This is a genomic window from Acidovorax soli (genome assembly GCF_900107605.1).
In the GTDB taxonomy this organism is placed as follows: domain Bacteria; phylum Pseudomonadota; class Gammaproteobacteria; order Burkholderiales; family Burkholderiaceae_C; genus Acidovorax; species Acidovorax soli.
On the sequence record NZ_FNQJ01000024.1, the window covers coordinates 1 to 25,605 of the forward strand.

General features: G+C 58.8%; 22 protein-coding genes and 1 riboswitch. Of the genes, 8 read left to right on the plus strand and 14 right to left on the minus strand.

Annotated elements, in window-relative coordinates:
- Nucleotides 1-104 precede the first annotated feature (104 nt).
- A complete protein-coding gene (locus BLW02_RS19720) occupies nucleotides 105-4,250 on the plus strand; it encodes a site-specific integrase (protein WP_139285385.1) in 4,146 nt (1,381 codons plus the stop codon).
- A gap of 10 nt (nucleotides 4,251-4,260) precedes the next feature.
- Here the strand turns inward: BLW02_RS19720 and BLW02_RS19725 are convergent, their stop codons facing one another.
- From BLW02_RS19725 to BLW02_RS14360, 14 genes are all read right to left on the minus strand, one after another.
- Entirely contained in the window at nucleotides 4,261-5,070 is an 810-nt protein-coding gene (locus BLW02_RS19725) for a hypothetical protein (RefSeq protein ID WP_139285386.1), read from the minus strand.
- A gap of 660 nt (nucleotides 5,071-5,730) precedes the next feature.
- Entirely contained in the window at nucleotides 5,731-6,102 is a 372-nt protein-coding gene (locus BLW02_RS14300) for a helix-turn-helix domain-containing protein (protein WP_092699641.1), read from the minus strand.
- Nucleotides 6,103-6,120: 18 nt separating this feature from the next.
- The gene (locus tag BLW02_RS20440) at nucleotides 6,121-6,435 is read right to left on the minus strand and encodes a type II toxin-antitoxin system HigB family toxin (RefSeq protein WP_092699643.1); all 315 of its coding nucleotides are present in this window, start codon (nucleotides 6,433-6,435) and stop codon (nucleotides 6,121-6,123) included.
- Between the two features lie 34 nt (nucleotides 6,436-6,469).
- A complete protein-coding gene (locus BLW02_RS14310; RefSeq protein WP_092699645.1) occupies nucleotides 6,470-9,577 on the minus strand; it encodes a type I restriction endonuclease subunit R in 3,108 nt (1,035 codons plus the stop codon).
- Between the two features lie 93 nt (nucleotides 9,578-9,670).
- The gene (locus BLW02_RS14315) at nucleotides 9,671-11,686 is read right to left on the minus strand and encodes an RNA-binding domain-containing protein (protein ID WP_092699647.1); all 2,016 of its coding nucleotides are present in this window, start codon (nucleotides 11,684-11,686) and stop codon (nucleotides 9,671-9,673) included.
- Between the two features lie 86 nt (nucleotides 11,687-11,772).
- Nucleotides 11,773-13,023, minus strand: a complete 1,251-nt coding sequence (locus BLW02_RS14320; protein WP_092699649.1) for a restriction endonuclease subunit S — start codon at nucleotides 13,021-13,023, stop codon at nucleotides 11,773-11,775.
- The gene (locus BLW02_RS14325) at nucleotides 13,013-14,563 is read right to left on the minus strand and encodes a class I SAM-dependent DNA methyltransferase (protein ID WP_092699651.1); all 1,551 of its coding nucleotides are present in this window, start codon (nucleotides 14,561-14,563) and stop codon (nucleotides 13,013-13,015) included. The genes BLW02_RS14320 and BLW02_RS14325 overlap by 11 nt, the downstream gene beginning before the upstream one ends.
- A 170-nt stretch (nucleotides 14,564-14,733) precedes the next feature.
- Nucleotides 14,734-16,689 (minus strand): peptidase M41, encoded by a 1,956-nt coding sequence (locus tag BLW02_RS14330; RefSeq protein ID WP_092699653.1) that lies wholly within the window; start codon nucleotides 16,687-16,689, stop codon nucleotides 14,734-14,736.
- A 72-nt stretch (nucleotides 16,690-16,761) separates the two neighbouring features.
- On the minus strand, nucleotides 16,762-17,016 hold the full coding sequence (locus BLW02_RS14335) for a hypothetical protein (RefSeq protein ID WP_092699655.1): 255 nt from the start codon (nucleotides 17,014-17,016) through the stop codon (nucleotides 16,762-16,764).
- Between the two features lie 31 nt (nucleotides 17,017-17,047).
- The gene (locus tag BLW02_RS14340) at nucleotides 17,048-17,608 is read right to left on the minus strand and encodes a hypothetical protein (RefSeq protein WP_092699657.1); all 561 of its coding nucleotides are present in this window, start codon (nucleotides 17,606-17,608) and stop codon (nucleotides 17,048-17,050) included.
- Nucleotides 17,609-17,636: 28 nt separating this feature from the next.
- Nucleotides 17,637-18,023: a hypothetical protein gene (locus tag BLW02_RS14345; RefSeq protein ID WP_244273706.1), complete on the minus strand. Its 387-nt coding sequence runs from the start codon at nucleotides 18,021-18,023 to the stop codon at nucleotides 17,637-17,639.
- Nucleotides 18,024-18,063: 40 nt separating this feature from the next.
- Nucleotides 18,064-18,600, minus strand: a complete 537-nt coding sequence (locus BLW02_RS14350; protein WP_240485389.1) for a hypothetical protein — start codon at nucleotides 18,598-18,600, stop codon at nucleotides 18,064-18,066.
- Between the two features lie 232 nt (nucleotides 18,601-18,832).
- Nucleotides 18,833-20,326: an Arm DNA-binding domain-containing protein gene (locus BLW02_RS14355; protein WP_092699712.1), complete on the minus strand. Its 1,494-nt coding sequence runs from the start codon at nucleotides 20,324-20,326 to the stop codon at nucleotides 18,833-18,835.
- Entirely contained in the window at nucleotides 20,319-20,564 is a 246-nt protein-coding gene (locus BLW02_RS14360; RefSeq protein WP_008903535.1) for a hypothetical protein, read from the minus strand. Before BLW02_RS14360 ends, BLW02_RS14355 begins: the two co-directional genes overlap by 8 nt.
- Before the next feature lie 126 nt (nucleotides 20,565-20,690).
- Between BLW02_RS14360 and BLW02_RS20105 the strand changes: the two genes are divergently transcribed.
- From BLW02_RS20105 to BLW02_RS14395, 7 genes are all read left to right on the plus strand, one after another.
- Nucleotides 20,691-20,915 (plus strand): hypothetical protein, encoded by a 225-nt coding sequence (locus BLW02_RS20105; protein WP_008903536.1) that lies wholly within the window; start codon nucleotides 20,691-20,693, stop codon nucleotides 20,913-20,915.
- 460 nt (nucleotides 20,916-21,375) lie between these two features.
- A riboswitch (Fluoride riboswitch) is annotated at nucleotides 21,376-21,448 on the plus strand.
- An 81-nt stretch (nucleotides 21,449-21,529) separates the two neighbouring features.
- Entirely contained in the window at nucleotides 21,530-22,867 is a 1,338-nt protein-coding gene (locus tag BLW02_RS14370) for a voltage-gated chloride channel family protein (RefSeq protein WP_092699662.1), read from the plus strand.
- Nucleotides 22,864-23,292, plus strand: a complete 429-nt coding sequence (locus BLW02_RS20110) for a hypothetical protein (protein ID WP_208859739.1) — start codon at nucleotides 22,864-22,866, stop codon at nucleotides 23,290-23,292. The genes BLW02_RS14370 and BLW02_RS20110 overlap by 4 nt, the downstream gene beginning before the upstream one ends.
- Nucleotides 23,292-23,732, plus strand: coding sequence for a hypothetical protein (locus BLW02_RS14380; RefSeq protein WP_244273707.1), 441 nt, complete (start codon nucleotides 23,292-23,294; stop codon nucleotides 23,730-23,732). Before BLW02_RS20110 ends, BLW02_RS14380 begins: the two co-directional genes overlap by 1 nt.
- 58 nt (nucleotides 23,733-23,790) lie before the next feature.
- Nucleotides 23,791-24,132, plus strand: coding sequence for a DUF190 domain-containing protein (locus BLW02_RS14385; RefSeq protein WP_092699666.1), 342 nt, complete (start codon nucleotides 23,791-23,793; stop codon nucleotides 24,130-24,132).
- A gap of 56 nt (nucleotides 24,133-24,188) precedes the next feature.
- The gene (locus BLW02_RS14390; RefSeq protein ID WP_092699714.1) at nucleotides 24,189-24,803 is read left to right on the plus strand and encodes an ABC transporter ATP-binding protein; all 615 of its coding nucleotides are present in this window, start codon (nucleotides 24,189-24,191) and stop codon (nucleotides 24,801-24,803) included.
- On the plus strand, nucleotides 24,800-25,591 hold the full coding sequence (locus BLW02_RS14395; protein WP_092699668.1) for an ABC transporter permease: 792 nt from the start codon (nucleotides 24,800-24,802) through the stop codon (nucleotides 25,589-25,591). Before BLW02_RS14390 ends, BLW02_RS14395 begins: the two co-directional genes overlap by 4 nt.
- Nucleotides 25,592-25,605: the final 14 nt, after the last annotated feature.

Below are 25,605 nucleotides of genomic sequence, written 5' to 3' on the forward strand. Positions count from 1 at the left end.
GCCGACGGCGCCGGCGTTTAACCCCTATCCCCGATCAGTTCAGGTGGGGGAGTTTGAGGTGGCCATAGGCGGGGGAATTTGGGTGGCCATCGGGGCCGGAGGCAATGTTCAACGACATGTGCAAACACACGCCCGGCCTTGAACGCGTTCGCTCAGGCATGCTCGCACACGTCCTTGAGCAAGGCGTTTTCGAGGCAACCGGTGACCCCGTACTCGGTCGCCTGCTTGCGAGCAGCTCGCGAAGTGGTTTGCCGGGATCTTGTGCCTATGCAGCTTTTCGGACAGCGGAAGTCCACCGAGGCATAACCGCTGCGGGTCTCGCGCCACCTCCTTTGTTCCCACGGAACGCGCAAGCACAAGAAAACATCGCCGGCAGTGAACTGAGCCCGCTCGACCCATTGCTGCGCGAAGAAATTGCACGGGTACGTCAGCGCATTGGCAGTTTGGCGGCTGGACCGGCAGAGAACTGGCTTGTCCATCACAACGCGGTGACGGTCTACATGACCGCAGCAATACTTGCCGCGACTGCAATTCGGCCGGTGTCGAGCCCGTTGGAGTCCTTCGGGCAGGTCGACTGGGACGAAAGGTATTTGTTCGTCGTGGACAAAGTTGCCTCCCAACGTCATGACGGCCGGATGGTGGTTCTCCCCAGCGAGTTGGTCCTGCTCTTCCGAGACTTCTACCTGCCCCACCTTCGTCGCCTCGCCTCCTCCCTCAGCAGCCAGGACCCCCCTCTCTCTCAAGAGCTGCAGGCTCTATCTGCGGGTGCAGCCAGTACCGCGATGCCAGCACTTTTCTTCCTCAGAGAAGACCCTGCACGGAATAGCCTGCGCTGGTTCGAAGTATCTGAAGTGACGCTGGACTCGATGGAGGTCTTCTCCTGGCCGTTGCCGTGGAATCTGTTCCGACATCGGACCAGCACGAGCCTTCGCCGATTGGGTCAAGACCCCGAGATCATCGACGGCCTCCTCGGACATGCAGAAGGAGGAACGGCTACATACGGACGGTTCTCGGCACGGCTGAGGCTTCAGGATTTGGAGGCTATCCGCCCGGCCCTTGAACAGCTCTTCGCCGCGCTTCAGTTTGCCCCACTTCAAGCGCCTGGCTGGGACACCACGCCCCTTGATTTTCCCGACCTGACGCCTGGCAAGACATGCCTTGAAGAGGGTGCGCAATTCGGCAGAGCGGCCCGTGAGACTCGACGCGCGAAACGCCACGCTGACGCACTGACTGAAGCACAAAGTGAGATTCTTCGTTTTGTTGGCGAGCGCCCTGTCGATTCAATCTCAGCCGACGAGTGGGAGATGCTGAGCCAACGCATGCTGCTCAACGACTCGGGCACCCCGCGAGCACTCGGCTCCCTTCGATACGAAGCGCTTCAGGATTGGATTCGTCAACGCTGGTGCGCGGATGGGACTCGACCACGTCTCAAAAAGCGCTACCTGCCGGCCTTGGAGGAGCGCACGTTGCTCTCGCATCAAGCTATCGGCAGCCGCCAAAAGGTAGCGGCGGCACTTCATGCTCTGCAGCCCATCCTTGAAGCGATGGAGCTCTCCCGCACCTCGCTTCGCGAATGTCTTTTCTATGGCACGGCGCTCACCGTTCTTGAGTCCAGGGTGACAGAGCCTCCACTGCTCCGAGACCTGCTCGTGGCCAAGAATTTTCGGCTTGTGCATTTCGATCAATCCTACTATCTGGAGTATTCCCCTGACTTGGACATCGATTCGGGCTGCGCCGTCAAACGCTACCCCATCAGTGTTGCCGCAGCGAACTTCCTTGCCCGCGCCAGTACGACAAAACGTGGCCTGGACATGGGCAAGAGCAGTCCTCCCGTTGAGTGGCAAAAGCTCTGCAAAGAGATCGGGCTGCTGGCCCCGCACATAAACACCGCCACTGCAACGATCTCTGAAATCGCGCAACTGGTCCATCAAGCAAACCTTCTGGAGTTCCCCGCCTCACTTACGGCCTATCTGAATGGCGACCTCCAATCCGTCGGATTGCCGCATCGCGACTGGATCAGACTGCGGCACGGTGCGGCCGGTGATTTCGGAACATTCAAAGCATCCGAAACGGAGAGCGGCTCGGAAATTTTCGAGGACGAGCAAGGCCCACCCAGGATATCTCCAGACCAGCATGAAGTTCATCTATCCGCTCTGGTTGACAGAGATACGGCAGACCATTCGCCACCAACCGGAATGCCAGATCCCGCCATCTCACAGGAGGCAAGCAAGAAGCTATTCGGCGAGGTGCGGACCATATTCAGAAAACACGCCGCCGCTACCGCTGGTGGGATCGGCCGCAGAAATATGGACGCGGCACTTTGCAGAGCGCTGGATCAATACCGAGGGTCCGCCGGTAGAAGTTGCCTTCTCCTGGTGGAGTGGGTGCGGCACCTCTTACGTAGAAGCACCCGCAAGGGCACCCTTCTTCGCGTCAGTTCTGTCGACAGATATTTCAGCAGCTTGTCACTGTGCTTTCTGGCCGTCGGTTTCGACCACGATCTCCTGGCGTGCGAAGAAGAAGATGTCACAGATTTCTACCTGCGTTTGATGGACGCGCGTTCGAGCATTCCAGATCCAACCGAGTCGTCACCAGAGTCCGGCTCAGAGGTAACAAGGAATGGCTACAAGACCCTCCACCTAGCCCTCCAGTGCCTGAAGGACTTCCACCAAACGATAAACGCTGCGTTCGGAGTCGAAAACCCAGATTGGTCAGAAATTTTTTCAGATGGGCCCAGCTTGTTGGTATCCGCTGGCTGCATCACAGAGCTGGAGTACCTCCGCATCAATGCTTGTCTTGCGCCCATTCCAGCCCAAGCATCCGTGGGCGATCTTCAATGCGCGTTCATCAATCTGTTGATGTACCGATTCGGCTTGCGCGGGATGGAGGCCGCATGTCTGTTGCGATCTGACTGGACGGAGCCGGCGCCGGACTGTGTGGTGCTCATGGTTCGGAGCAATCATTTGCGCCGGCTGAAATCGCCAGCAAGCCGTCGCCAAGTTCCACTCCTCTTTCGGCTGACGGATCACGAGAGGGCAATCATCGAGCAATGCTTCCTAGTACGACAGGCCACCCCGGTCTTGCATGACAAAGACGAACTCTTCCCGACCGAGTTTGGGCTAGATGGTTTGGAAGAGCGGCGAGGACTACTCAGAAGAATTGGTGCTGTCATTCAACAGGTAACCCGCAACGTTCAACTCAGTCCGCATCACAACCGACACACGTTTGCGAACAGGGTGGCTGAGCTCTTGGGCCTCAGCACATTGAATCTGAATCCGGTTGATAGTGGCAACGCCGCACATCAGAATGCGAGGCGGCTTCTTCTAGGAAGTGATGGATCGACACGCCGCTGTTCGTGGGCTATCGCCCGACTACTGGGTCATGCACAGCCTGCTACAACGTTTCGAAGTTATTTACATTATTTTCCTAAGCAGGCGATCTACTCTGTCCAGATGCAGACTTTCACGCAGCAGGAAAGGTCCAAATATCTCCAAGAAAATTTGATTGACCTAGACAATGTCGTGCTACACCATGATTACCTAAGCACATCCGACCCTTATTTACGCGCAGCAACTACAAGCCCCCTCACACCAGTGACGGCCCTCAAATTTGTTCGGATGCTTGTTCTACGGAGGAATTTCGGAATCGCTCAGCAGGAGACAAATGTCTCAGACCAAAATGCAAAGCGTCTAGAGAATTTATTGATAGAAACGGGCCACATAGTTTCAAGAAACAAATCAGGCTCGCACCCACTTGACTGGCTTTCTGGCATTCAACCGACACGCTGGGCTGAACTAATTCGGCATGCCGATCACGTGGAGTGGGATCAAACCCCATTGAAAGAAACCTCTTATTCCAATGCGGAAATTCGCTCCTTCATCGGTCCCTCACGACAGGTGCTTTTGTGGAAAAAAGAGCACTTTGAATTTTTAAAGCATGTGGTTGATTTATGGAGGCTTGATGATAAATCCTTTCATCTTTTTACAAATTCACGCTCAGATTCCATTCGGGCATTCGCGAATGAAAATGGCTTCAACCTATCCCAAAATCGTGACTTAAATATTGAAGGGCGCAGGCTTCAGGTGGACCCTGCAAGACTCGGATCTCCCCTCGTCAGCATTATTGATCGCAGTGCAGTAAATGGATTAAGAGGTCATGGAGTCATTCGTTCGAGCCAAGAATTTTTATTAATATTCTTGATTACTTTAGCACTCGCGTTGTCAGCTCGCCAGAGCGATCTGACAACGTAGCCCAATAATATTAATCTACTAAACGGGGTTCGGCAAAGCAAGAAAAACAAAGCACTTCGCGCCCAAGATGGTCCAACGTTTGCCTTGCTCGGACATGTACTTCTGAACCAACTTGCGCAAGCTCTGCCACCTGAACAAGTGGTAACTCATCCTCTAGATAATGAACATCCATAACCCTCCTTTCAACCTGCATTAATAAAACTTTCTTTCCCACGTCAAAACCTAGCATCCGACCATAAAGAGAAATCTGCTTTGGCTCATAACAAGCCAGGTTCGCACGAGGCGCAAATTTGCCCTTCAAATCAATATTTATACCGCAAAAATCAACATGAATGGGAGCCTTGATCTTTCTATTGGCCAAGGTACGTAATGCATCTTGCGCAACAGTCCGCACACTTTCCCTCTCACAGTCTGAAAGTTGATTTTCATCTAAATAATTTTGATCGTTTTGCGCCGAGTAACCCAACATTTTCTGCAAAGTCGCGCCAATGAGACGAATCGCCTTTGATTTATCAAACGCACCTTCTTCTGCATAACAGAACAATCGCAATTGCAAAATCGTTCCACCAGGTTTACTGCGCGCGGCTGATTCAATCAATAGCAGCTCAGGCTCGCACAAACGTTCGCTGGCTAATATATTTTTCAGCGCAGCAGCCATGGAGCTCATCTCGCCAAATCGCAAATCCGCCAACCCGCCACCGACCTCAACACCCTCTTCATCAATAACAGCTGTTAGTTGATGACTTACTTTTTGCTCCAAAATTACGATTAATTCACCATTCCTTGTTGACTGAAAAGCCAATGCATTTTCATTAACCATAAATACTCCTAAAACTAGAAATTGGGGTCGTGGAATTCAATGCCGCACGACAAACGGCAGCTCGCGACGAAAGCGAGTCAAATGAAATAGGGATGAAAGCGCTATCGTTCGGATAGCGAATTTGACAGGTCGCGCGAAGTGCGCAGCCAGTAGAAAAGCATCGGCGCAGCATGCCGTCGATGAAAATTGAGCGATAGACGAACCGCTTGGAATCAAAGAGACATTAGTGGCGAAGTTTCGCCAAAAAATGTTCTTTTAAATGATGATTGCCACGCTGGTAGGAGCAACCAATTTTGATGAGCACGACGAACTTAAATCGTCGGCTTATTTTTTAGGGGTAGTTTTCCCCATTGAGAGGCTGGAAGATACGAGCTACCAGTCAATCAAAATATAGGTCGGGCCGTTGAAGGCTGCGACTATTCGTAAAACAGGGTTTCCCTGTCTTGAAGGATCGCCATTTGCAGGCGTTCTGGTCGACACGCTGGCAACCAGTGGAGCAATTTTAGCCTGAAGCTGGATTTTCGCGCCAGAGCTGCTTGACGGTGGGCGTGAATACCCTGTCCAGCTTAATGAAGAGCTCAACTGCTCGGCTGTTGACTTCCATGCAACCGTAACCCACCGGGGGTGGTAGTACCCCAAGCCAAACTCAGCGTTCGATGATCACACTGCAGCCGTCTCCGCAATCAGCACTTCGGCCGGGATGCCCAGGCCTTTGTGCAGTCTGCGGATCATGGCCAGCGTCAGCGGGCGCTTGCGGCTCAGGACTTCGTAGACGCGGTTGCTTTTGCCAATGATTGGCTCAAGATCTTTGACGGACATACCGTTCTGATCCATGCGGAATTTGATGGCTTCTACCGGATCTGGCGCGGTTATGGGCATGTGCTTGGCCTCGTAGGCTTGCACCAGCGTGGCCAGGATGTCCAAGCGATCCCCCTCTGGCGTACCCAGATCAGGGTCGGACTCCATCAAGGCCGAAATCTCTTTGAGCGTGGCCTTGTAGTCGGCTTCGGTGCGGATAGGGCGGATGTCCATGTTTTCCTCCGTGGCCGGTCAGGCCATTTCAATGGTTTCTGCGTCCACTGCGTCGTACTCCTTGTGGGTGCCGACAAACTTCACGTAGACGATCTGCAACTTGTACGCAATGGCCACGATCAGCCGGTAGTCATTGCCTTTGATGTTGAAGACCACGCGACGGTTCTTCAGCACGCTGGCGCTGCAGCACTGCGCCTTGATGTCAACGGGCTGGCTCCACCTATGAACAGATCGGTGGCAGCTACAGCTTGAGCGGTATCCGCACGCTCGCAAAGGGCTTGCTTGATGCCGTGAAAGCCTTCGGTACCAAGAATCCCTGAGCGAAGCGCTCATCAATATTGGCGCGTCGGTTCGCCCCGGAGTCAGGCTAGGTGCCGCCCCAGTTGTCCCCAAACACCTGCGCCTGCCGCAGCACCAAGTCCACAGCCTCTTCCTGCAAGTCCGGCGGGTACTTGTACTTACGCAAGACCCGCTTGACCATCAGCCGCAGCTTGGCCCGCACGCTCTCACGCTCAGACCAGTCCACCGTTAGGTTCTGGCGCAGGTTCTCGGTCAGCTCGTGGGCGATCTTCTTGAGGGTTTCGTCGGTAAGCTCTCGGACCGCCGATTCATTGGTGGCCAGGGCGTCGTAGAACCGCACCTCGTCTTCGGAGAGGCCAAGCAATTCGCCCCGGCTGGCTGCCTCCCGGAACTTCTTGGCCATCTCCACCAGCTCTTCCATCACCTGCGCGGTTTCAATCGAGCGGTTCTGGTAGCGCTTGATCACGTTGCCCAGCAGGTCGGAGAACTTCTTTTCCTGAACGACGTTGCTGCCGAAGCGGCTCTTGATCTCACCTTCGAGCAGGCGTTCGAGCAGTTCCACCGCCAGATTCTTCTCGGGCAAGTTCTTCACCTGCGCCAGGAATTCGTCGTCCAGCAGGCCAATGTTGGGTTTGTCCAAACCCACGGCGTCGAAGATGTCCACCACCTGGTCGGACACCACGGCGTTGCTGATGATCTGCCGGATGGCTTCGTCGCGCTGCTCGTCGGTGCGCTTCTTGGCGGTGATGTCCCGTTTGGTCAGAATGACCTTGACGGCCTGCATGAAGGCGACTTCCTCCCGCACTGCCTTGGCTTCGTCCAGCGTGCAGCACAGCGAGAAGGCTTGGGTCAATGCCAGGGTGGTGTCTGCAAAACGGCGTTTGCCGTCCTTGCCGCCTTCTTCCCGCAGGCCCAATATATGGTTGGCAGCCTTGGCCAGGGTTTGGTGCCCCCCGGTTAGGAAGTCGCTGTAATCGCAGCCATGCAGCATGGATTGCAGGACATCGAGTTTTTCCATGAGGACGCTGTACGCCTCGCGGGCATCCACGGTGGGAGTACCCCGGCCTTTGCTGGCGGTGTACTCCTTCATGGCGGCTTTCAGCTCGTTGCCGATGCCAATGTAGTCCACCACCAGGCCGCCTTGCTTGCCCTTGAAGACGCGGTTCACGCGAGCAATGGCCTGCATGAGGTTGTGGCCCTTCATGGGCTTGTCCACGTACAGTGTGTGCACGCAGGGGGCATCAAAGCCGGTGAGCCACATATCGCGCACGATGACCAGGCGCAGCGGGTCAGCGGGGTCTTTGAAGCGCTTTTCCAGTCGTTTTTTGACCTTGCCGTCGTAGATATGGGGGCGCAGCAGGGCTTTGTCGCTGGCTGAGCCGGTCATCACGATCTTGATCGCGCCTTTCTCGGGGTCTGGGTCGTGCCAGTCAGGGCGCAGCTTGATGATCTCGTCGTACAGGTGAACGCAGATTTCACGGCTCATGGCCACCACCATGGCCTTGCCCGATTGGGCTGCGCTGCGCTCTTCAAAGTGGGCGATCAGGTCGGCGGCCACGCTGGCCACACGGGGTTCTGCGCCGACGATCTTTTCCAGGGCGGCCCAGCGGCTTTTGAGCTTGGCCTGTTGGCTTTCTTCTTCGTCCTCTGCCAGCTCGTCCACTTCATCGTCAATGCTGGGCAGGTCTTCGTCTTTGAGTCGCAGCTTGGCCAGGCGCGACTCGTAGTAGATGGCCACAGTGGCGCCATCTTCCTTGGCCTGCTGCATGTCGTAGACGTGGATGTACTCGCCAAACACCGCACGGGTGTCGTGGTCGGTACTGCTGACTGGTGTGCCGGTGAAGCCCACAAAGGTGGCATTGGGCAAAGCATCGCGCAGGTGCTGGGCGTAGCCCGCCTGGTACTTCTCTTCCCCAGGCTTGCCTTTGAGGGTGGCCTTGAAACCGTATTGGGTGCGGTGTGCTTCGTCCGCGATCACCACGATATTGCTGCGCTCGGACAGCACCGGGAAGATGTCTTCATCCTCCCCTGGCATGAACTTCTGGATGGTGGCGAAGATGATGCCGCCCGAGGGGCGGTTGCCCAGCTTGGCGCGTAGGTCTGGACGGGTCAGAGCCTGGGTCGGCTGCTCGCGCAAAAGGTCTTGGGCCAGGCTGAACACGCCAAAGAGTTGCCCGTCCAGGTCATTGCGGTCGGTGATGACCACGATGGTGGGGTTCTCCATCGCCGCTTCTTGCATCACACGGGCGGCAAAGCAGGTCATGGTGATGCTCTTGCCGCTGCCCTGGGTGTGCCACACAACGCCGCCTTTGCGGGAAGCTCCGGGCCGGGAGGCGGCCACCACTTCTTCGATGGCGGCGCGCACCGCGTGGAACTGGTGATAGCCCGCGATCTTCTTGACGAGCTGGCCGTCATCCTCGAACAGAACGAAGTAACGGATGTAGTCCAGCAGGTACTGCGGGGCCAGCACGCCACGCACCAGGGTTTGCAGTTCTTGAAACTGCCCCAGTGGGTCGAGGTTCACCCCATCAATGGTGCGCCAAGCCATGAAGCGCTCGGCATTGGCAGACAGCGAACCCATCAGCGCATCGGTGCCATCCGAGATCACCAGCACCTCGTTGTACTGGAACACGTCCGGGATTTGCTCCTTGTACGTCTCGATCTGGTCGAAGGCTTTCCAGATGTTGGCGTTCTCGTCTGCGGGGTTTTTGAGTTCCAGCAGCACCAGCGGCAGACCATTGACGAACAGGATGATGTCGGGGCGGCGGGTTTTGTGGGGACCTTTGATGGTGAACTGGTTGACGGCCCACCATTCGTTCTTCTCGGGGTGTGCCCAGTCAATCAGTCGCACAAAGTCGCCGCGTGTTTCGCCGTCCTTCTGATACTGGACGGGGATACCACCCACCAGCATCTTGTGAAACGCGCGGTTGGCCGACAGCAGGGATGGGATGCCAAGATCCGTGACTTGCTTGATGGCATCTTCACGGGCAGCGGCTGGTACCCCGGGGTTCAGGCGGTTGATGGCCTCGCGCAGCCGAAAGGGCAGCAGCACCTGCCGGTAGTCCGCGCGCTCTGGCGTGGTGCCGTCAAAGGCAATGTCAGGCCCGTAGCGGTGGGTGTAGCCCACGTCTTGCAGCCAGGCCAGCGTTTCGCGTTCCAGTTGGTCTTCGGTCACGGCTCCCTCTCGCTTTTTTGTCCTGTGGCTACAGCTTCATCAGCTCGATGTAGCGCAGGTACCTGTTGCAGGCCCCCGCAGAAAGCCCCCCGATCATTCTTCGGCTTTCCGATAGGACTGCAACTCATGGGTTGGCGTACCAGGAAATGCGCGCCGAATGCGATGCTCCCTGACCAATGCGTCCAAATAGCCTTTGCGCAAACCGTCTGGATCCCGGTTTAAAAGCTCAGCCAATGCACTGAGCCGCACATACCGTCCTTCGCATACCGACAAGATTACCTCCACCATGGCTGGACGCTCCAACCGTGCCTTACCCCGGGGTAGGGCGGCTCGCCGCAACAGGTCGTCCTTCAATGTATCTGAAAGGGCGCTGAGATCATCCAAGACGGGCGCATCCAGCAAGGGCGACAGTAGACAACCGTGCTCATCCCTGGTTGCAGTGTGGGTGTTGACGCCCTCCGTAGTGCGAGGCGTGGCCTGCTCCGGCCGCACGGGCTGATCACTACCGGAGGTATCCTCCTTAGTACCGGAGCTTGCAGTGCTACTACCGGAGCTAGTGCCATTACTACCGAAGCTGAACGCTGCGGGAAATACCTGCTCCGGGGTAACGGGAGCCGCGCCCGGCAAGTAATAAACCTTGCCACGAGACTGGCCTTGGGAGAGCAACATCCCATCACGCTCCAACCGTGCCAGCGCCAAGCTGATGTCATGAGGATGCTGGGGGGAAATCTCGGTCATGCGCGCATGGTTGACCACACCTTCGATCACGGCCGTGGACAGAATCATTCTGTCGAGCGCCCCCACCTGATCGAACGATGCACCAAACCGCGCCCGCAGTGCGTCCAGCACCGCAGGTGGCAGCAAATCCAGCATGTGCAATTCCAGCAAGGTTTGCTCTGGCATGTCCTTTTCCCTCAGCAGCGGCTGACGCCAGTGGCAGCTTTGCCAGCCGCTGTAAATTTTGGGCATGCCCGAGCCCCCACGTTCACCCAGGCCAATGAGCAAGAACATTTGATGCAGGATGCGATTGCGGCAATCGCTCTCGCCACCCCGAATCACCTGCTCCACAGGCAGCCGAAGCAAACCAGGGTTGCGAAAGCCGAACATGTCTGGCCGCTTGACCACCAACACCGACACCCGGCCCGTGTAGTCCGCATGCACCAGGGTGTTGACCAACGCTTCACGCAAGGCGACGTGTACCGGCGTGTCGTCTTGCCTTTGGCCGTCTTTGAGCGAAAACGGAACTTTCAGGTCGGCCACCAGCTTTCGGTACACCCGGCGGTAAAACTCGAAAAGATTGCCCGTCCAGGTACCATCAGGTACCAATCGGTCAACCCAACGCAATTCGGTTTTGGCCTCTGGACGCTCTTGATAGTCCAGAAAATAGTGCGGCGCGGCCTCCTGGATGGCCGCCCAGGTGCCAAACATCAGTAGGCCCGCCAGCGTCATTCCCTCCTGGCCTGTCTGGCGGTCACGCCGCCAGCCGCGCAGGCTGGTCAAAAAGGTAAAGTCGTCTTGCTCCAGATAAGGGTGACCTGGCTTTTCGTCTTTGAGCATCTGGCGGTAGATGCGCAAGCTCTCGCCATCAATGTCCCCCATACCAAAGCCCGGCAGAATTCGGGCATCGCGCTCATCCTCCACCTGCTCGGCCAGCATGCGCTTGACCGTCTCTTCATCACACGGCCGGTCTCCGTCGTTGAGCCGCTTGTACGTATGGCCGAACGGCTGGCCGTTGAGGAACACCGGCCTTTGCTTGCGCATGGCCTGCGGAATGCGCACCACCAAAATGCTCTTGTCCCCCAGCACCAACTCCTGCACATCGGCGTCGGTCAACAGGTTGGCGCTCACCTTGCCCAGGTTGTTCAGGTTGTTGAACAGGTCTGCCCGCACCTTCGCCGGGTTGGCAATGCCTGCAATGGAGAACGCCCCATCCTTCTCGCGCACCCCCAGCAGCACCACGCCCCCGTGGGCATTGGCCATGGCCGAGTAGGTGGGCCAGAAATCCTTGGGCACCTCGCCCTGGCCGTTCTGGCCCTGGGCCAGCTTGCATTCCAGCTCTACCGTTTCGCGCAGCAGGGCCAGGTCTTCAAGGGAGGTGGGTGAAAACATCACACGGGTCCTGGAGCAGATTTTTAAGCCAAATTGGACGCTAGCGCTTTATGGATAAGCGCTAGCAGCTATCAAAAACAAAGCATTCATACTGACAGCGTACCGCCCAGGGCGGCCTCGGAGGCGGCCTGGGCTTCGGGCAGGCGCAGCTGGCCGGAGATCAGGCGGGGGAGCAGGGTGTCACGGAGGGTGGAGAGGGTTTGGGCTTGCTCTCTGTTTGCGAACACCTTTTGGAAAATAGGCTTCACCACGGCTTCGAACGCTCGGGCTACATCTGCGGTGGGCACGACAGAGGACATAAGTGCCACCTGATCGGGTTTGATTCGCTGGTGACTGTTAGATGTTCCAGTCACAAGCTGCTGCAATCTAGCGATGAAGTCTGGGGAGCTAAAAGCACAGTAAATGAGCTCCCGCGAGCCAGCTCCTGTGGGCACGAAAACCAGAAATTCCGTTGAGCACACGGCGTTCGATCCGCACTCAACCGGCAGCCAGATACGCGGAATGTGTGGATTTAGCTTTGACAGCAGAACCGCATCTTGGGTGACGGGCGTCTTGTTGCTCTTGATGGATTCACCAAGTTCAAAAATTGGCCTTTGCCCTGCATCAAACGAGGGCAGACTGAAGTGTTCGAAAGTCACTTCTGGTTGGCTACCTGGGTTAACGGAGCCTTTCTTGAGTTGCGCAAAATCGCAGATCATGCCAACCCGCCACCCCCTCGGCACCTCCCCCAACTCCGACGTTTCAAACCCATCGGGAAACAGCGCTGCGGTGGCCTCGTCCATGCCTTCGGGCGTGCGGCCTTCCATCTTGGCACGCACGGGGTCGAAATCGACGAACCAGGACTTGAACAGGGTCTGAGCGATGGCTTCGAGGGTGGCGTTGGTTTCGCGGAGGAGGGTGATGCGGTCGTCGAGGGCCTTAAGCACCTCCACGATGCCATCCTGCTCCACTGGCCGTGGAATTTTTAGCGGGATGGAATAGAGGAAGTTGCGATTCAAGGATGGCTGCGCGCTCCCAGAATTAAAAGCAGCCAAATCTAGCGTTTGCAATAGGTAATAGGCGAATCTCGGGTTGTTGCCCAAAAAATCCGTCACATACAAGCAGGTGTTGTGCGGCCAATAGTCCACCTCACTGAAATGAACCCGTCCCGCCGATGCGCCACTTCTGCCAATCACAAGCCCGGGGCCTTTGGCCAGTGCCTTGTTGTGTGTTCCGTTTGGCCCCGCAGAGCCCATGATCGGTACAGTGCCAGGCTGCTGCTCCGAAGCTGTGAGGTCGTGTCCTCTTTGCAAGCGGACAAACTCGCCGAGGGTGGAATCAATCCACTCAGAACTCATACCCCAGCCCCCCCAGCTTCGCCCGAATCACCGCGTCCAGCTCCGCGCCCTTGGCCATCTGCTCGCCCAGCTTCTCGGTGAGCTTCTGCATCTTGTCGGCAAAGGCTTCGTCGTCGTCTTCAACGTCTTCTGCGCCCACATAGCGGCCAGGGGTGAGCACATGGCCGTGCTGGGCGATTTCGGCCAGGGGCACGCTGCGGCAAAAGCCTTTCACGTCTTCATAGCTGCCTGCGCCCGGCTCGCCGCGCCAGGCGGCCACCACGGCTTCGATGCGGGCGATGGTGTCGTCGGTCAGCTCGGCCTGCACGCGGCTGATCATGCGGCCCTGTTTGCGGGCGTCGATGAATAGCACTTCACCCTTGCGCGTTTTCTGCTTGGCCAAAAACCACAGGCAGGCGGGGATTTGGGTGTTGAAGAACAACTGGCCGGGCAGGGCCACCATGACTTCGACCACATCGGCATCGACCATGGCGGCGCGGATCACGCCCTCGTTGTTTTGGCTGCTGCTCATGCTGCCGTTGGCCAGCACGATGCCTGCGCGGCCCGTGGGCTTCAAGTGGTGCAGCATGTGCTGCAACCAGGCGTAGTTGGCGTTGCCGTGGGGTGGGTCGCCATACTCCCAGCGCGGGTCGCCTTCCAGGCTGCCGTGCCACCAGTCAGAGATGTTGAAGGGCGGGTTGGCCAGAATGTAGTCGGCCCGCAGGTCGGGGTGCTGGTTGCGGGTGAAGGTGTCGGCAGGCTCGCGGCCCAGGTTGTAGTCAATGCCGCGAATGGCCAGGTTCATGGCGGCCAGACGCCAGGTGGTGGGGTTGGCCTCTTGGCCGTAGATGCTCACATCACCCAGCTTGCCGCCGTGGGCTTCAATGAATTTCTCTGACTGCACAAACATACCGCCCGAGCCGCAGCACGGGTCGTACACCTTGCCTTCGTGCGGGCTGAGGATGGCGACCAGGGTTTTGACGATGCTGGCGGGCGTGTAGAACTGTCCGCCCCGCTTGCCCTCGGCACTGGCGAACATGCCCAGAAAGTATTCGTACACCTGGCCCAGCACGTCGCGGGCAATGGCAGCGTCTTCACCAAAGCCGATGGTGGACACCAAGTCCACCAGCTCGCCCAGCTTGCCGTCGGGCAGCTGCGCGCGGGCATAGCGTTTGTCGAGGATGCCTTTGAGCTTGGGGTTCTCGGCCTCGATCAGTGTGAGGGCGTCGTCAATGCGCTTGCCAATGTCGGGCTGCTTGGCGGCATTGCGCAGCGCTTCCCACCGCGCACCTTCGGGCACCCAGAAGACGTTGACCTCCTTGTAGTAGTCGCGGTCTTCCAGCTCGGCTTCAATGTCAGCGGGGTCGGCGTCGCCGTAGAAGTATTCGTCGTCGGGGTTGGTCAGGCGGGCCGTCAGCTCGGCACGGCGGGCGGCAAAGGTGTCAGAGATGTATTTGACGAAGATGAGGCCGAGCACCAGATGCTTGTATTCGGCGGCGTCCATGTTGGCGCGCAACTTGTCGGCGGTGGCCCAGAGGGTTTTTTTGATGTCGTCGAGCATGGAGACTGAGAGAGTTTGGCAGCTCAATCCGGCTCGAAAGAGTGGATTGAATACATAGAAATCACTCGTCCCATCTTACCGTCACGATCACAGATGGATACAGGTCCCTGCGCTCGGTCAACTGTCTTGAGGGCGCAGTGCTTCAAATTGGATGAATCGCCCCGGATTCCCTAGACACTCGTGAGCCGTTGGGAATGGCGTCGTTCGAACTCTCTCAACTTTGCATCAAATGGCTCCAGCGCATCCTTGGGCACCTTCGACTCCGACAGGCCCAGCCAATCCCGGATCTGCTGCGGCTCCAGCTGACCCTTGTTGATGAGCTCGTTGACCATCCGAAGATAGATGGCTCGGTTTTCAGCGAGCAATCCCTGCGCACGCTTGTACTGCTTCTGCAGCCCTGCTTCAATCTCCGCATTGTTACTGGCCACATCCGTGTTGATGTTCTCCCCGGCCTCGGTGCTGACATCCACATGGCTGATGCGCTCGCCAAACGTAGCGTGTCGAATGAAGGCTGCCATTTGATTCGTCGCCAACTTGAGATCGCTCTCACTGCCCGAGCTCAGCGACTCCATGCCATACACCATCTCTTCGGCAGCGCGACCTGAGAGCGCAACACACACCGCGTCGAGCAGATTGCCGCGGGTTTTTACTTTGAGCTCTTTGAAGCTGTTGTAGCCGCCGGAGAAAGTCGCCATGTTGATGCGGATCTCCAGCGGTGGCTGCTTGAACAGCAACGCGTAGATCAGTCCATGCCCCGCTTCGTGCACAGCCAAAACCGCACGCATATCTGGATCGGGTCGCTGACGAAGCCTGCTGATCTCAAAAGTTACAGGTACGGTATGAATCCGGTGGCCCCATCGCGAGATCAGTAGCCCGGCATCTGGGTCAACATCGATGGTCAGCTCCTCACCTGGCCCGGCGCCCTGCTCCAGCGCCCAGAGCGTGAAGTTCACCAAAGGTGCACTCATCAGACTGTGCACGGAAGAAAACACCGGACGGGTGCCCTGGGTGGGAAACACCGAATTGGCGTAGATCTGCTCCCTGACCGCATCGGTCACTTCAAAGCGCAGTCCACTGGATGCCTCGATTTCCTGCAAGTACCCGTGCACCGCCACCGCGATGAGCTTTTGGTAGGTCGAGCGGTTCAGACTGGGATAGACGACGTGGTTGTTGCCAAGCCGGGCAATTTGCTCGGGCTTGAAGCGCTCACTCAACGCCCGCTTCACATCAATGAGCGAAAGCTTGCGGGTCATGGCATGGAACACATCAGCATCTGTGTCGCAGTCTTCCACACGACTTGCTGCGTCTGCATACATCTCATCGAGATTGCCACAGACAAATATCAGCAGTTTCGAGTAATCCGTCTCCCACGCATGGGGGTCCTGCATGAAGTCAACCAAGCGACTGTGGAGATCCTGCGGAGACCAGGTCATGATCTCCATGATGGACTCCTTGAGCTTCAACGTCGCTTTAAACTCCTGGGCCTGATACGGCGGCAGGGCGAACTTCGAATGATGATTGCGGGGCGTTCGCGCGAACAGCCCAACGACCACATCCTCCTCGTCAGCATCCGACGTCATGCCAACCCGCTTGTGTTCGTCACGATATGCAGCCTCGGCCAACCTGCGCTCCATATCCCCAAGGAAGCTGATGTTGGGAGGCAATTTCCCGTCGGAAAGCAAGCCCCACACATCCATGTAGTGCTCGACCTTGCGCTCGCGCCCATCGCGGTCAATGGTCCTGTACCGCTGGAACTCATCGAGAACGAGAATTCCAGGAGTGCCCTCGGCGATCGCGGAGTCTGACAACATCGAACCGATCGACGTTCCCCCACCGTTGGAATAGCCGTCCATCTGAACTTCGATCAGACGGTCATAGAACCCAAGCTTCTTGGACAGGCTGCGAATGAGTTGGGTCTTGCCCGTACCGGTGAGCCCCCATAGGTTCACGATGACTGGCCGGTTGATGATGTCGGGCAGGACGTACCACGCCCGTATTGTGTCGATCACGCGATCGATGATGCCATCAATCCCAAAGAGCTCGGTCTTGAGTTCTGCGGCGACGTGTCGTAGCTGAGCGCTGCGTTCACTGATGTGCGCGCGCAATTGAATATTCGTTGTTCTCATGGTGGTAGAAATTTCTGCTTGGGTTCTGCAGCGGTCACATCTCGCGCGACCGCCATGGAATGGAGATCGCTATCAACGCCAGAAGCGAAGCAGTTTCAGGAAGGCGACCAGATCGGCTTTAGCCGTCTTGGCCACTTCGCGCAGGAACGCGATGCGCTCCTCGGGCCTGACCTGAAAGAGCAGCTGCAGTAGTAACGCGAGGAGTAGCGCCATCGCTGCACCCGCCACAAAGAGCCAGGCGTCCATGGGATCCCAATCCCTGCGGAAGATGAGATACGCGTTGATGGCGCTCAACGCCAGGAGCGTCAGGTGAATGATCCAGTGCATCGTTGATTCCTTTCGTGGTCATGGCGATGACTCAGCTCATCCATAGCGTCTCGCGATACACCGCCCTCTGCATGTCGACCGCCCGCCGGACATCCAGCCCCTTGTAGGAACCAAACCCCAAGATCCAGGCGAGATAACGTCCGACCTGGGGGTCGGCTTCACACAGTGCCTGCAGGGGCTTGCTCAGCACCTCTGCTCTGACATGGCTGATCCGCTGGTACATGTCAGGCGTCGATACGTAGTGACGTCCAAACATGAGTTCGCGCAAGCAGAGGTAGTAGCCACAGGGGTTGACCAACAGCGCCACGGCAACGGGCTCCCAGCTGGATTTGAGGACCAAGGTTCTGCAACGGCGGGCACGCCCCATGGCAGCTAAACACTGCGACAGTGCAGTCGGATCTCCTTCATCCAGTTCTCGGGGCGCAGAACGCAAAGGCAGGAGATATGCGGCGACCAGTTCATCCAATGCAAAAACCGTTGTGACGAATGGCACCAGCGCCTGGTTAGAAAGCAGCGGTAGTTGCCCAAGCAACCGGGCACGCTGCTCAGCCTGGACCTGCACAGCACGCTGACTCTGGGGGGCTCCGAACATGTCCTGAGTTCCTTGTCGGGCTCGGTGATTACGCACGGGAGGCTCCTTTCTTGGAGGCTGGCCTGCGGGTGGTCGCACGGCTGCTGGTTTCTCCCGTCCGCCCGCTGGGCTCGAGGATGAAGTCCTCTTGAGTCAACCGATGACCGATCTCTGCCGGGTCTATGTCGCCGGTGATCTGGGCTACGCACAGGGGCATCGCGACGAAGTGAACCGCTCCGGGCAGTCGCTCAATGAGTTCCAGCACTTGGGCATGCAGTTCACGGTGGATCTCCCCCCAGCGCGCTGCGGGGACCGCTTTGCGAAAGCTTGCTGGTAACGCCAAGATGCACAGGCCCTTGTGCTCCTGCACGAAGTGGGTTGGGGTTGAGCCAGCGGAAGAGGCGTTCCTGGATATTGGATTGGATGTGAGTTTCATGGATGTTGGGGTCTAGTTGTTCAGCGTGTGGGGCGCATAGTCAGAGGATTGCCATGAAGCCGATGGCGGCGGTGATGCGAGCGACTTGCTGGCGGTCGAGCTCTTCGTCTCCACTGACGTCGAGCACTGCGCCCAACGTGCTGCCGCATTCGGCATCACGTGATCGCAAGCGGCGCAAGGGGGCGTCGAGGATCACAAGGCGCCGCGCGACAATTTCTTCGCATTCCTCGCTGTTCAGGCTTAGCGCAGGGTCTCGGTCGGGATGGTCATGCAGGTAGCCTGCCAGTCCACAAGGGGCGACCAAAGCGGCTGCGGCAGCCACATCCCGCTCCCATGCGTGCAGGGCCGGATACCGTCGGGCGCGTTTGGACATCTGAAGGCTCCAGTCGAGCAGGGAATGTTCTGCGGATTGGCAACACTCGGGCGCCCAGGCGACCCTCGCCGGTATGGAGTACGCCGCAAGAAGTGCCTTGTCGAACACATCGGCGATAAAGCGGCGCAGACTCTTGTTGGCGCAGGCTGGCAGGTGATCGAGCAGGTTTACGACTCCATGAATTTGCTCAACTCTGGAGGTCAACGACCTATTCTGTGGAGCCGCTGGTGCCGGTGGCACGTAACAGCTCTCGGAATATGGGGCTCGGGGATATCGGCGCACAGTGATGGGATTCATGGTTTCCTGGCGATGAAAGACTGAAGGTGAATGAGGTGGGCGATGACACAGCGAGGGGCCTGCGTCGGACAAAGCTCCGCCCAGACCGCTGCTTGGTGCCAGCGGGGTTCGGAGGTGTCGACGGTGGCTTAGTGCGGCCTCAGGCGTGCAGCGGGTTCAGCCGTCTGACGTGAGTACGCATCGCGCCCGGGGGCGGGGGTTGCGGGTCTTCGCCCGCATGGCGTTCGGGCAGGGTGATGTCCTGCGATGTGCGTGACCAGTTTGTTCGGGCCCGTTCTAAGGCTCCAACCGCAACGCCTCGGGGTTTAGGCACGGGCATGGTCGCCCGCTCGCTGCCCCCTGCTTCGGCGAATAGGTTGCTATCGCCCACTTGCTGCAGGTGAGCGCCGTCCATGCGCAAGACCTTGCCGGTGGCAAGCCGACTGGCCAGCAGTCGCTCCATGGCCGAACCGTCCTGGCGCGTGAGGTTGGGCACGTATCGGCTGTAGACCCTGAACAGCATTTCGGTAGAGGTGTGGCCGAGCTGGCGTGCGATCCATTCGGGCGCTTCACCGGAAGCCAGCCACAGGGTCGCCGCGGTGTGGCGCATCTGGTAGGGGCGCCGCTCGGTCAATCCCAGGTGTCGCAGCAGCGGGTACCAGACCCTGTCCGTGAAGTTCTTGTTATCCAATGGTGCGCCCATCAGGTTGCAGAACACGTAGTCGGACAGTTTTCCCGTCACCTCGTACTGCTTGGTGAGGGCCTCGACTACCGGCTGACTCATCTGGATGTCGCGCTGGCTGCCGTCGGTCTTGGTGTATTCGTCCTCTCCAAGAACCACGGTTTCCCGGACCCGAATCAGGCGGCGCTCGAAATCGACATAGCGCCATTTGAGGCCATGGACTTCGCCGGTGCGCATGCCGGTGAAAAAGCGCACGGTGAAATAGTTGCGATAGTCCGCACGGACGGTCGCCAGAATGCTCTGTACATCCTGCAGGCTGAACGGATCCACATCGACCTTGCGCACACGCAGTCGTTTGATGTTGGTCGTGGGCGTCGTAAACTCGAATCGGTCGGCGGCTTCGTCAATGATCTGGCAAAGCGTGCCAATGATCTCGTTGATCCGTTTGGGTGAGAGTCCTTCCTTGTCTCCGCGACCTTTTACTTTGGCGAGTGTGGCGCGATAGGCAAGGATGTCGGATTTGGTGATGCTGCTGACCACCTTTTGCCCGAAATGCGGGATCAAGCGACCGTCCAGTGTCGAGCGCAAGGAGCGTATGTGGCTGCGGCGCCATTCGATCTCGTGCTCTTTGAACCATTGGGCCGAGAATTCGCAGAACAATGGGCCAGTCGACTTCGGCTCTACGGCCGTCTTCTCAGCCGACTCTGCGATCGCCTCCATCACCGCAGTGGGAGCCGCCTTCTCAAGGTTTGCCCGTGCAAAACGCTTGAGCGCTTTGCTGTTGGGAAAGTAGTTGGCGTATACGAAGGTGCCTGCATTGATCTCGGACTCGATCTTGGCGAGGACTTTTGCCAGCTTCTTGCGATTGATTGGGGTGTCGGTCAGTGCCGTGTACTCCCGGCACCGCTGGCCCTGAAATCTGAAGTCCATGAACAGGCTGCCCATGGTGTCTGAGTTGCGGATACTACCCATGAAGTACACCTCCATTGGCCATCGGAATGGCGCTCATCCCCGTGGGTCTCGCCACTGACACCCGCATCATGTCTCGTTGAATGGCCTCCCAACGGTAGAGGATCTTTCGCCCCCCAAAGGGACGAAAGTAGTGAATCCCCTCAAGTAAGACGCTGTCCTTCAATCGCTCGCGAATGGTCCGCACGTCGTACTTGATCCGGGCAGAAAGTTCCTCTGTGGTTAGTAGTTCAGCTTCCATGTTTTCTCCTTTGTCACCCAGCTTTATTGCTAGACGTATTTATTGTATGTCGCATAAGCACGTTGTCAACTGGTCTAGCAATAAAGGTTGTTGACCCCTTAAAATGCCGAATCAGCCGAGAAGCACATGAGCCGAAATCAACTAAACATACGGGTGAGCGATGAGTTGGAAGAGCTCATCGACAAGAAGCGCATCGAGCTAGCCTCGACGCTGAAGGTCATCCCTACGCGGTCTGACGTGGTTCGCTTTGCTCTTGAGAGTTACCTCGGGGTATCCGTGAAGCAAACTGATGCGGACCGCCGAACAACAGAGGGCAAGGCCATTTCGGCAAAGAAAAAATCCGCTGACTGAGAGACACCCCACGGACCGCCTGTCAAAGCACTAGACGCACAGACAAGACCACTCGCGATGGCATGCCAATGGTCAGTCGAACGCACTGCCTGCGGCTCATCGCCACCGTCCATTGCAGCAATCTCGATGTCTACTTTGCAGCGATTGCTGCCGGCGGCCGTCAGCCGATCAGTGTCTGCTCAAGGCGGGGTAGCTGCCCTTTGCTGACGGGTGACTGCTTATTTCGGACGAACATCCCTACTGTGAGGCGTCGCCCACGTCAATGTTCCTGACGTCGCCATTGCTGCCGGCGAGTGCGATGCTTCCTGCGCCAGCGGCCCCAGGTGACGGAAATGTCAGGCAGGGTATGTTGCAAGTACGACCTCTTCATGACTTGCCGAGTTGATGTTTGCCTTGTGATCTGAAGCTGCCTCAACCGCATGCCGCACCGTTTTACTTTCACCGGTCCATCTCGCTATAATTTTTCGACGGAGATGGCATTCCTCCCGTGAACCGCCCTGGCATCGCCCGGGGCTAATGATGCCTACAGACACCTGATCACATTACAGGGCTGTAGGCGCTCGCGCTCAGATTCTTTGCTTGGTCAGGCCGATTGATTCGTTTCCTTGACCCGCATGAGCCGATTTAGACGACCTGAACAGTTCGACCTGCTGCCGTACATCGGCAAGTGGCTCGTGATCGCCTCCGTTGTGGCCTTCCTGGCCGGCAGCGCTTCCGCACTTTTCCTCTTCGCGCTCGACCGCGCCACCGCCTGGCGCGAGGCCAACCGTTGGATCACCTGGTTGCTGCCGCTTGCTGGTGGCGCGGTCGGCTGGGTGTACTTCAAGCTTGGCAAGCAGGTCGAGGCCGGCAACAACCTGCTGATCGACGAGATCCACGACCCTAAGAAGGTCGTGCCGCTGCGCATGGTCCCGCTCGTCCTGGGCGGCACCGTCATCTCACATCTCTTCGGCGCGTCCGTCGGTCGCGAGGGGACGGCGGTGCAGACGGGCGGCGCACTGGCGGACCAGCTCACGCACGTCTTTCGATTCCAGCCTGCCGATCGCCGCATCCTGCTGATGGCGGGCATCAGCGCTGGCTTCGCCTCCGTGTTCGGGACCCCGCTGGCGGGGGCGCTCTTCGGCCTCGAGGTGCTGGCCATTGGCCGGATGCGCTACGACGCCCTATTGCCCTGCGTGGTCGCTGGCATCGTGGCCGACCAGGTCGGCATGGCCTGGGGCGTGCACCACATGCACTACGCGATCGGAGAGGTGGTCGCGGTGACGCCTTGGAGCGTCGGAGCCGTCGTGATCGCTGGTGTGATTTTCGGTCTCGTCGGCCTCGTGTTTGCGACCGCGACGCACCAGCTCGGAGGGCTTGTCAAGCGATGGATCTCCTATCCGCCGCTGCGCCCGATGTTGGGCGGCATCGTGATCGCGCTCGCCCTCTGGGCTCTCGGCAGAGCGGGCTTCGATGCGCATCGCTACATCGGGCTGGGCATTCCTAGCATCGTCAACGCCTTCCAGGAACCTTCGGCGCCGTGGGATTTTTTTGGCAAGTTGACCTTCACCGTCACCTCGCTCGGCACAGGCTTCAAGGGCGGCGAGGTCACGCCGCTGTTCTACATCGGCGCGACTTTGGGCAACGCCCTGGCGCCCATGCTGCAGCTGCCCTTCGCCATGCTCGCCGGCATCGGCTTCGTGGCCGTGTTCGCGGGCGCGGCCAACACGCCACTGGCCACCATCGTCATGGCAATCGAACTGTTTGGGCCGCAGATCGGACCGCTCGCAGCCATCGGCTGTATCACCAGCTATCTCTGCTCCGGCCACACCGGGATCTACCACGCACAGCGCGTCGGCCACAGCAAACATCATGGCGGTCCCCCGGAAGAACTGCGTATCGCCGATGTCCCGCAATTCCGTAAAAAGCAGCAGACCCAGCACGTCTCCGCAACCAAAGATGACCACTCATGAGTCGCGCTGAAAATTATCTGTCGACGGTAATGGAACTGCGGCTGTATTTCCCAGCCGGTAGCCGTGCGAACCCAACCCGTATCTGGTACCACTTGAGCGTTTCAGGGCTTGCGCAGCAACTGTTGGCCTCGGCAAAGCGCGCGCACCTGCAGTCGGCGCTGCTCTACCACGTCGCATCGGGCCACCTCAAACGAGAGCGCGTGACACATCACCAGATCGACGGCTCCCACATACTGCATCCGCAGTGCCTGGAGCTGATCGACACCGAAATGCAGCTGCGGGCGTTCATCTGTCACGCGCAGCGCGTCCGCCATGGCAAGCATCGCCAATCCTTGCCCAAAAACCCTCGGCAGGCGGACATCGCTCAGTTCCGGCGCAAGCAGAAGCAGGAGAAGCAGGACGCTGTTTTGGAGGAGACAAAGTAATGACGGCTCAGGGCCCCACTCATACGCACGACCTGACCGTTTTGCGTCTGTACTTTCCCGCCAACAGCCGCGCCAAGGCCACGCGTTTCTGGCACCGCTTGGGCGCGCCCGCGCTGGCGCAGCACCTGTTGGAGGTTGCTCATCACTCGGGTATTCAGCAAGCCTTGCTGTACCCCATCGGATCGGGCTACCTGCCAGGAGAGCGGCTCACGCACCACCACCTTGAAGGCCATGCTTTGCGACATCCGCAATGTCTGGAGTTGCTTGACTCTGAAACTCGGCTTCGGACCTTCATGCAGGAGCACGCGGAGGAGTTGGGCAAGGTGCGGGCCGTTCTGTTCGCTTGCGAGCTTCCAATGACCGACGGCGATTCGGAGTCGCCAACCAACGCCCAATCGTGCCGGCCGCAAGTGCCGCCATCAACGGCATGCGTCTCATGAGTGTGCCAGTCATTGGCGTCGGTTTCTCTGTTTCGTTCACGCTCACCAGGAGTTCATCATGAAGGGTTTTCAGATCACGTTCTTTGCCGAGCAGGAACATCGACACGGCCACACCCCCATGGGAGACTGGCTTTTGCAATTTGCCCAGGACAACGGTGCGCTAGGCGGAAGCTTGATGGGCGCGGCAGCGGGTTTCGGAGCCGCCGGAAAAATGCATTCCACCCACTTTTTCGAACTGGCCCAGCAGCCTGTGGCGGTGACCGTATCGGCCACGGAAGAGGTCGCCGAACGACTGCTTGCAGCGATTGCGCTTGAGCCGGTCACGATGTTCTACATCCAGGTAGGTGCCAATGGTCTACGGGCGGATCGGCAAAGCAACGCCGCCCGCGTTGGCCGGTGATGCCGCTGATGCCGGCGATTGACCGCAGCGTTGACTTCGCCGAGGACCGATTACGAATGACTGTCGACAACTGCTTGCTGGCGCTCTCCGGTCTTGCGTCGCCGTTCGGCGGTCCGTTCGATTTGGCCTTGAACGCCGGCGAATGTGTCTGCGTGCTCGGCAGATCGGGATCGGGCAAGAGCGTCCTGCTGCGCCTGATCGCCGACATGGATCCAGGCACCGGCGACGTGAGCTTGGCCGGCAAACGCCGGGAGGCATTTGCGGCGCCGGCGTGGCGAGGTCGTGTGATCTACCAGTCAGCCGAACCCGCATGGTGGGCGTCAACGCCGGCAGCCCACTTCCCGTCTGCCGCGTCGAGCCGGGTCGCCGAACTGATGGCGGCGCTCGGGCTGGGCCCGGACCTGCTGGACGCCGACATCGCACGCCTTTCGACCGGCGAGCGTCAACGCCTGGCGCTCGTCCGCTCGATGGTGCGGGAGCCCGACGTGCTGCTGCTCGACGAGCCGTCGGCCTCGCTCGACGGCGCCTCGACGCTGGCGATGGAATCCCTGCTTCTGCAACGGCTCCGCTCCGGCCTCGGCATCGTGATGGTGACGCACTCGCGTGAGCAGGCAGTGCGGATGAGCCATCGCCACTTCGAGATGCGCGACGGCAAGCTGCACGCGCCATGAGCACCATCCATCTTCACGCCACGGACGTGGCGCTCGCCACGTTGCTGGTGCTGATCAACGCCCTGGCGTCCTTGCTCCTGAACCTGCAGTTGCATCGGCAGGTGCTCTGGGCCGCTACCCGCATGGTCGTCCAGCTCCTGCTGGTCGGCCTGGTGCTGCGCTTCGTGTTCCAGGCGGCGTCGCCGGCGGCCACTCTCGGGATCGTCGCGCTCATGCTGCTGGCGGCCGCGCGCGAAGTCGCCGTGCGTCCAACTCGGCGTCTCAAGGGTGCCGGGAGTTACCGCATCGCGGCGGTGGTCGTCGGCTTCTCGAGCATCGCCACCGTGTTGCTCGCATTGATGACGGCGATCCGCCCGCAGCCCTGGTACGACCCGCGCTACGCCATCCCGCTGATGGGCATCGTGCTCGGCAGTGTGCTCAATTCGGCCAGCCTGGGTCTCGACAGCTTCTTCGAAGGCATCAGCACCGGGCGCCCGGCGATCGAGGCGCAGCTGGCGCTCGGCGCCAGCATCCACCAAGCGCTGGCCGCACCGATCCGCCATGCGATCCGCCGCGGGATGATTCCAATCATCAACCAGATGTCGGCCGCGGGTGTCATCACGCTGCCCGGCATCATGACGGGGCAGTTGCTGGCCGGCATGGATCCACTCGAAGCCGTGAAATACCAGATCCTGCTGCTTTTCCTGCTCACAGGCGCCGGCGGTCTCGCATCGGCGGGCGCGGTCTATCTGGCGGCGAGGGCCGTCACCGACGACCGACAGCGCCTGCGGGCAGATCGTCTGAAGTAGCACTCAGATCATGT

Bases quoted from the DNA above. Each gene is read 5' to 3' on its own strand.
- BLW02_RS19720 (WP_139285385.1), top strand. From the start codon at position 105: ATGTTCAACGACATGTGCAAACACACGCCCGGCCTTGAACGCGTTCGC.
- BLW02_RS19725 (WP_139285386.1), bottom strand. From the start codon at position 5,070: ATGGTTAATGAAAATGCATTGGCTTTTCAGTCAACAAGGAATGGTGAA.
- BLW02_RS14300 (WP_092699641.1), bottom strand. From the start codon at position 6,102: ATGGACATCCGCCCTATCCGCACCGAAGCCGACTACAAGGCCACGCTC.
- BLW02_RS20440 (WP_092699643.1), bottom strand. From the start codon at position 6,435: ATGAGCGCTTCGCTCAGGGATTCTTGGTACCGAAGGCTTTCACGGCAT.
- BLW02_RS14315 (WP_092699647.1), bottom strand. From the start codon at position 11,686: ATGTTTTCACCCACCTCCCTTGAAGACCTGGCCCTGCTGCGCGAAACG.
- BLW02_RS14320 (WP_092699649.1), bottom strand. From the start codon at position 13,023: ATGAGTTCTGAGTGGATTGATTCCACCCTCGGCGAGTTTGTCCGCTTG.
- BLW02_RS14325 (WP_092699651.1), bottom strand. From the start codon at position 14,563: ATGCTCGACGACATCAAAAAAACCCTCTGGGCCACCGCCGACAAGTTG.
- BLW02_RS14330 (WP_092699653.1), bottom strand. From the start codon at position 16,689: ATGAGAACAACGAATATTCAATTGCGCGCGCACATCAGTGAACGCAGC.
- BLW02_RS14335 (WP_092699655.1), bottom strand. From the start codon at position 17,016: ATGCACTGGATCATTCACCTGACGCTCCTGGCGTTGAGCGCCATCAAC.
- BLW02_RS14340 (WP_092699657.1), bottom strand. From the start codon at position 17,608: ATGTTCGGAGCCCCCCAGAGTCAGCGTGCTGTGCAGGTCCAGGCTGAG.
- BLW02_RS14345 (WP_244273706.1), bottom strand. From the start codon at position 18,023: ATGAAACTCACATCCAATCCAATATCCAGGAACGCCTCTTCCGCTGGC.
- BLW02_RS14355 (WP_092699712.1), bottom strand. From the start codon at position 20,326: ATGGGTAGTATCCGCAACTCAGACACCATGGGCAGCCTGTTCATGGAC.
- BLW02_RS14360 (WP_008903535.1), bottom strand. From the start codon at position 20,564: ATGGAAGCTGAACTACTAACCACAGAGGAACTTTCTGCCCGGATCAAG.
- BLW02_RS20105 (WP_008903536.1), top strand. From the start codon at position 20,691: ATGAGCCGAAATCAACTAAACATACGGGTGAGCGATGAGTTGGAAGAG.
- BLW02_RS14370 (WP_092699662.1), top strand. From the start codon at position 21,530: ATGAGCCGATTTAGACGACCTGAACAGTTCGACCTGCTGCCGTACATC.
- BLW02_RS20110 (WP_208859739.1), top strand. From the start codon at position 22,864: ATGAGTCGCGCTGAAAATTATCTGTCGACGGTAATGGAACTGCGGCTG.
- BLW02_RS14380 (WP_244273707.1), top strand. From the start codon at position 23,292: ATGACGGCTCAGGGCCCCACTCATACGCACGACCTGACCGTTTTGCGT.
- BLW02_RS14385 (WP_092699666.1), top strand. From the start codon at position 23,791: ATGAAGGGTTTTCAGATCACGTTCTTTGCCGAGCAGGAACATCGACAC.
- BLW02_RS14390 (WP_092699714.1), top strand. From the start codon at position 24,189: ATGACTGTCGACAACTGCTTGCTGGCGCTCTCCGGTCTTGCGTCGCCG.
- BLW02_RS14395 (WP_092699668.1), top strand. From the start codon at position 24,800: ATGAGCACCATCCATCTTCACGCCACGGACGTGGCGCTCGCCACGTTG.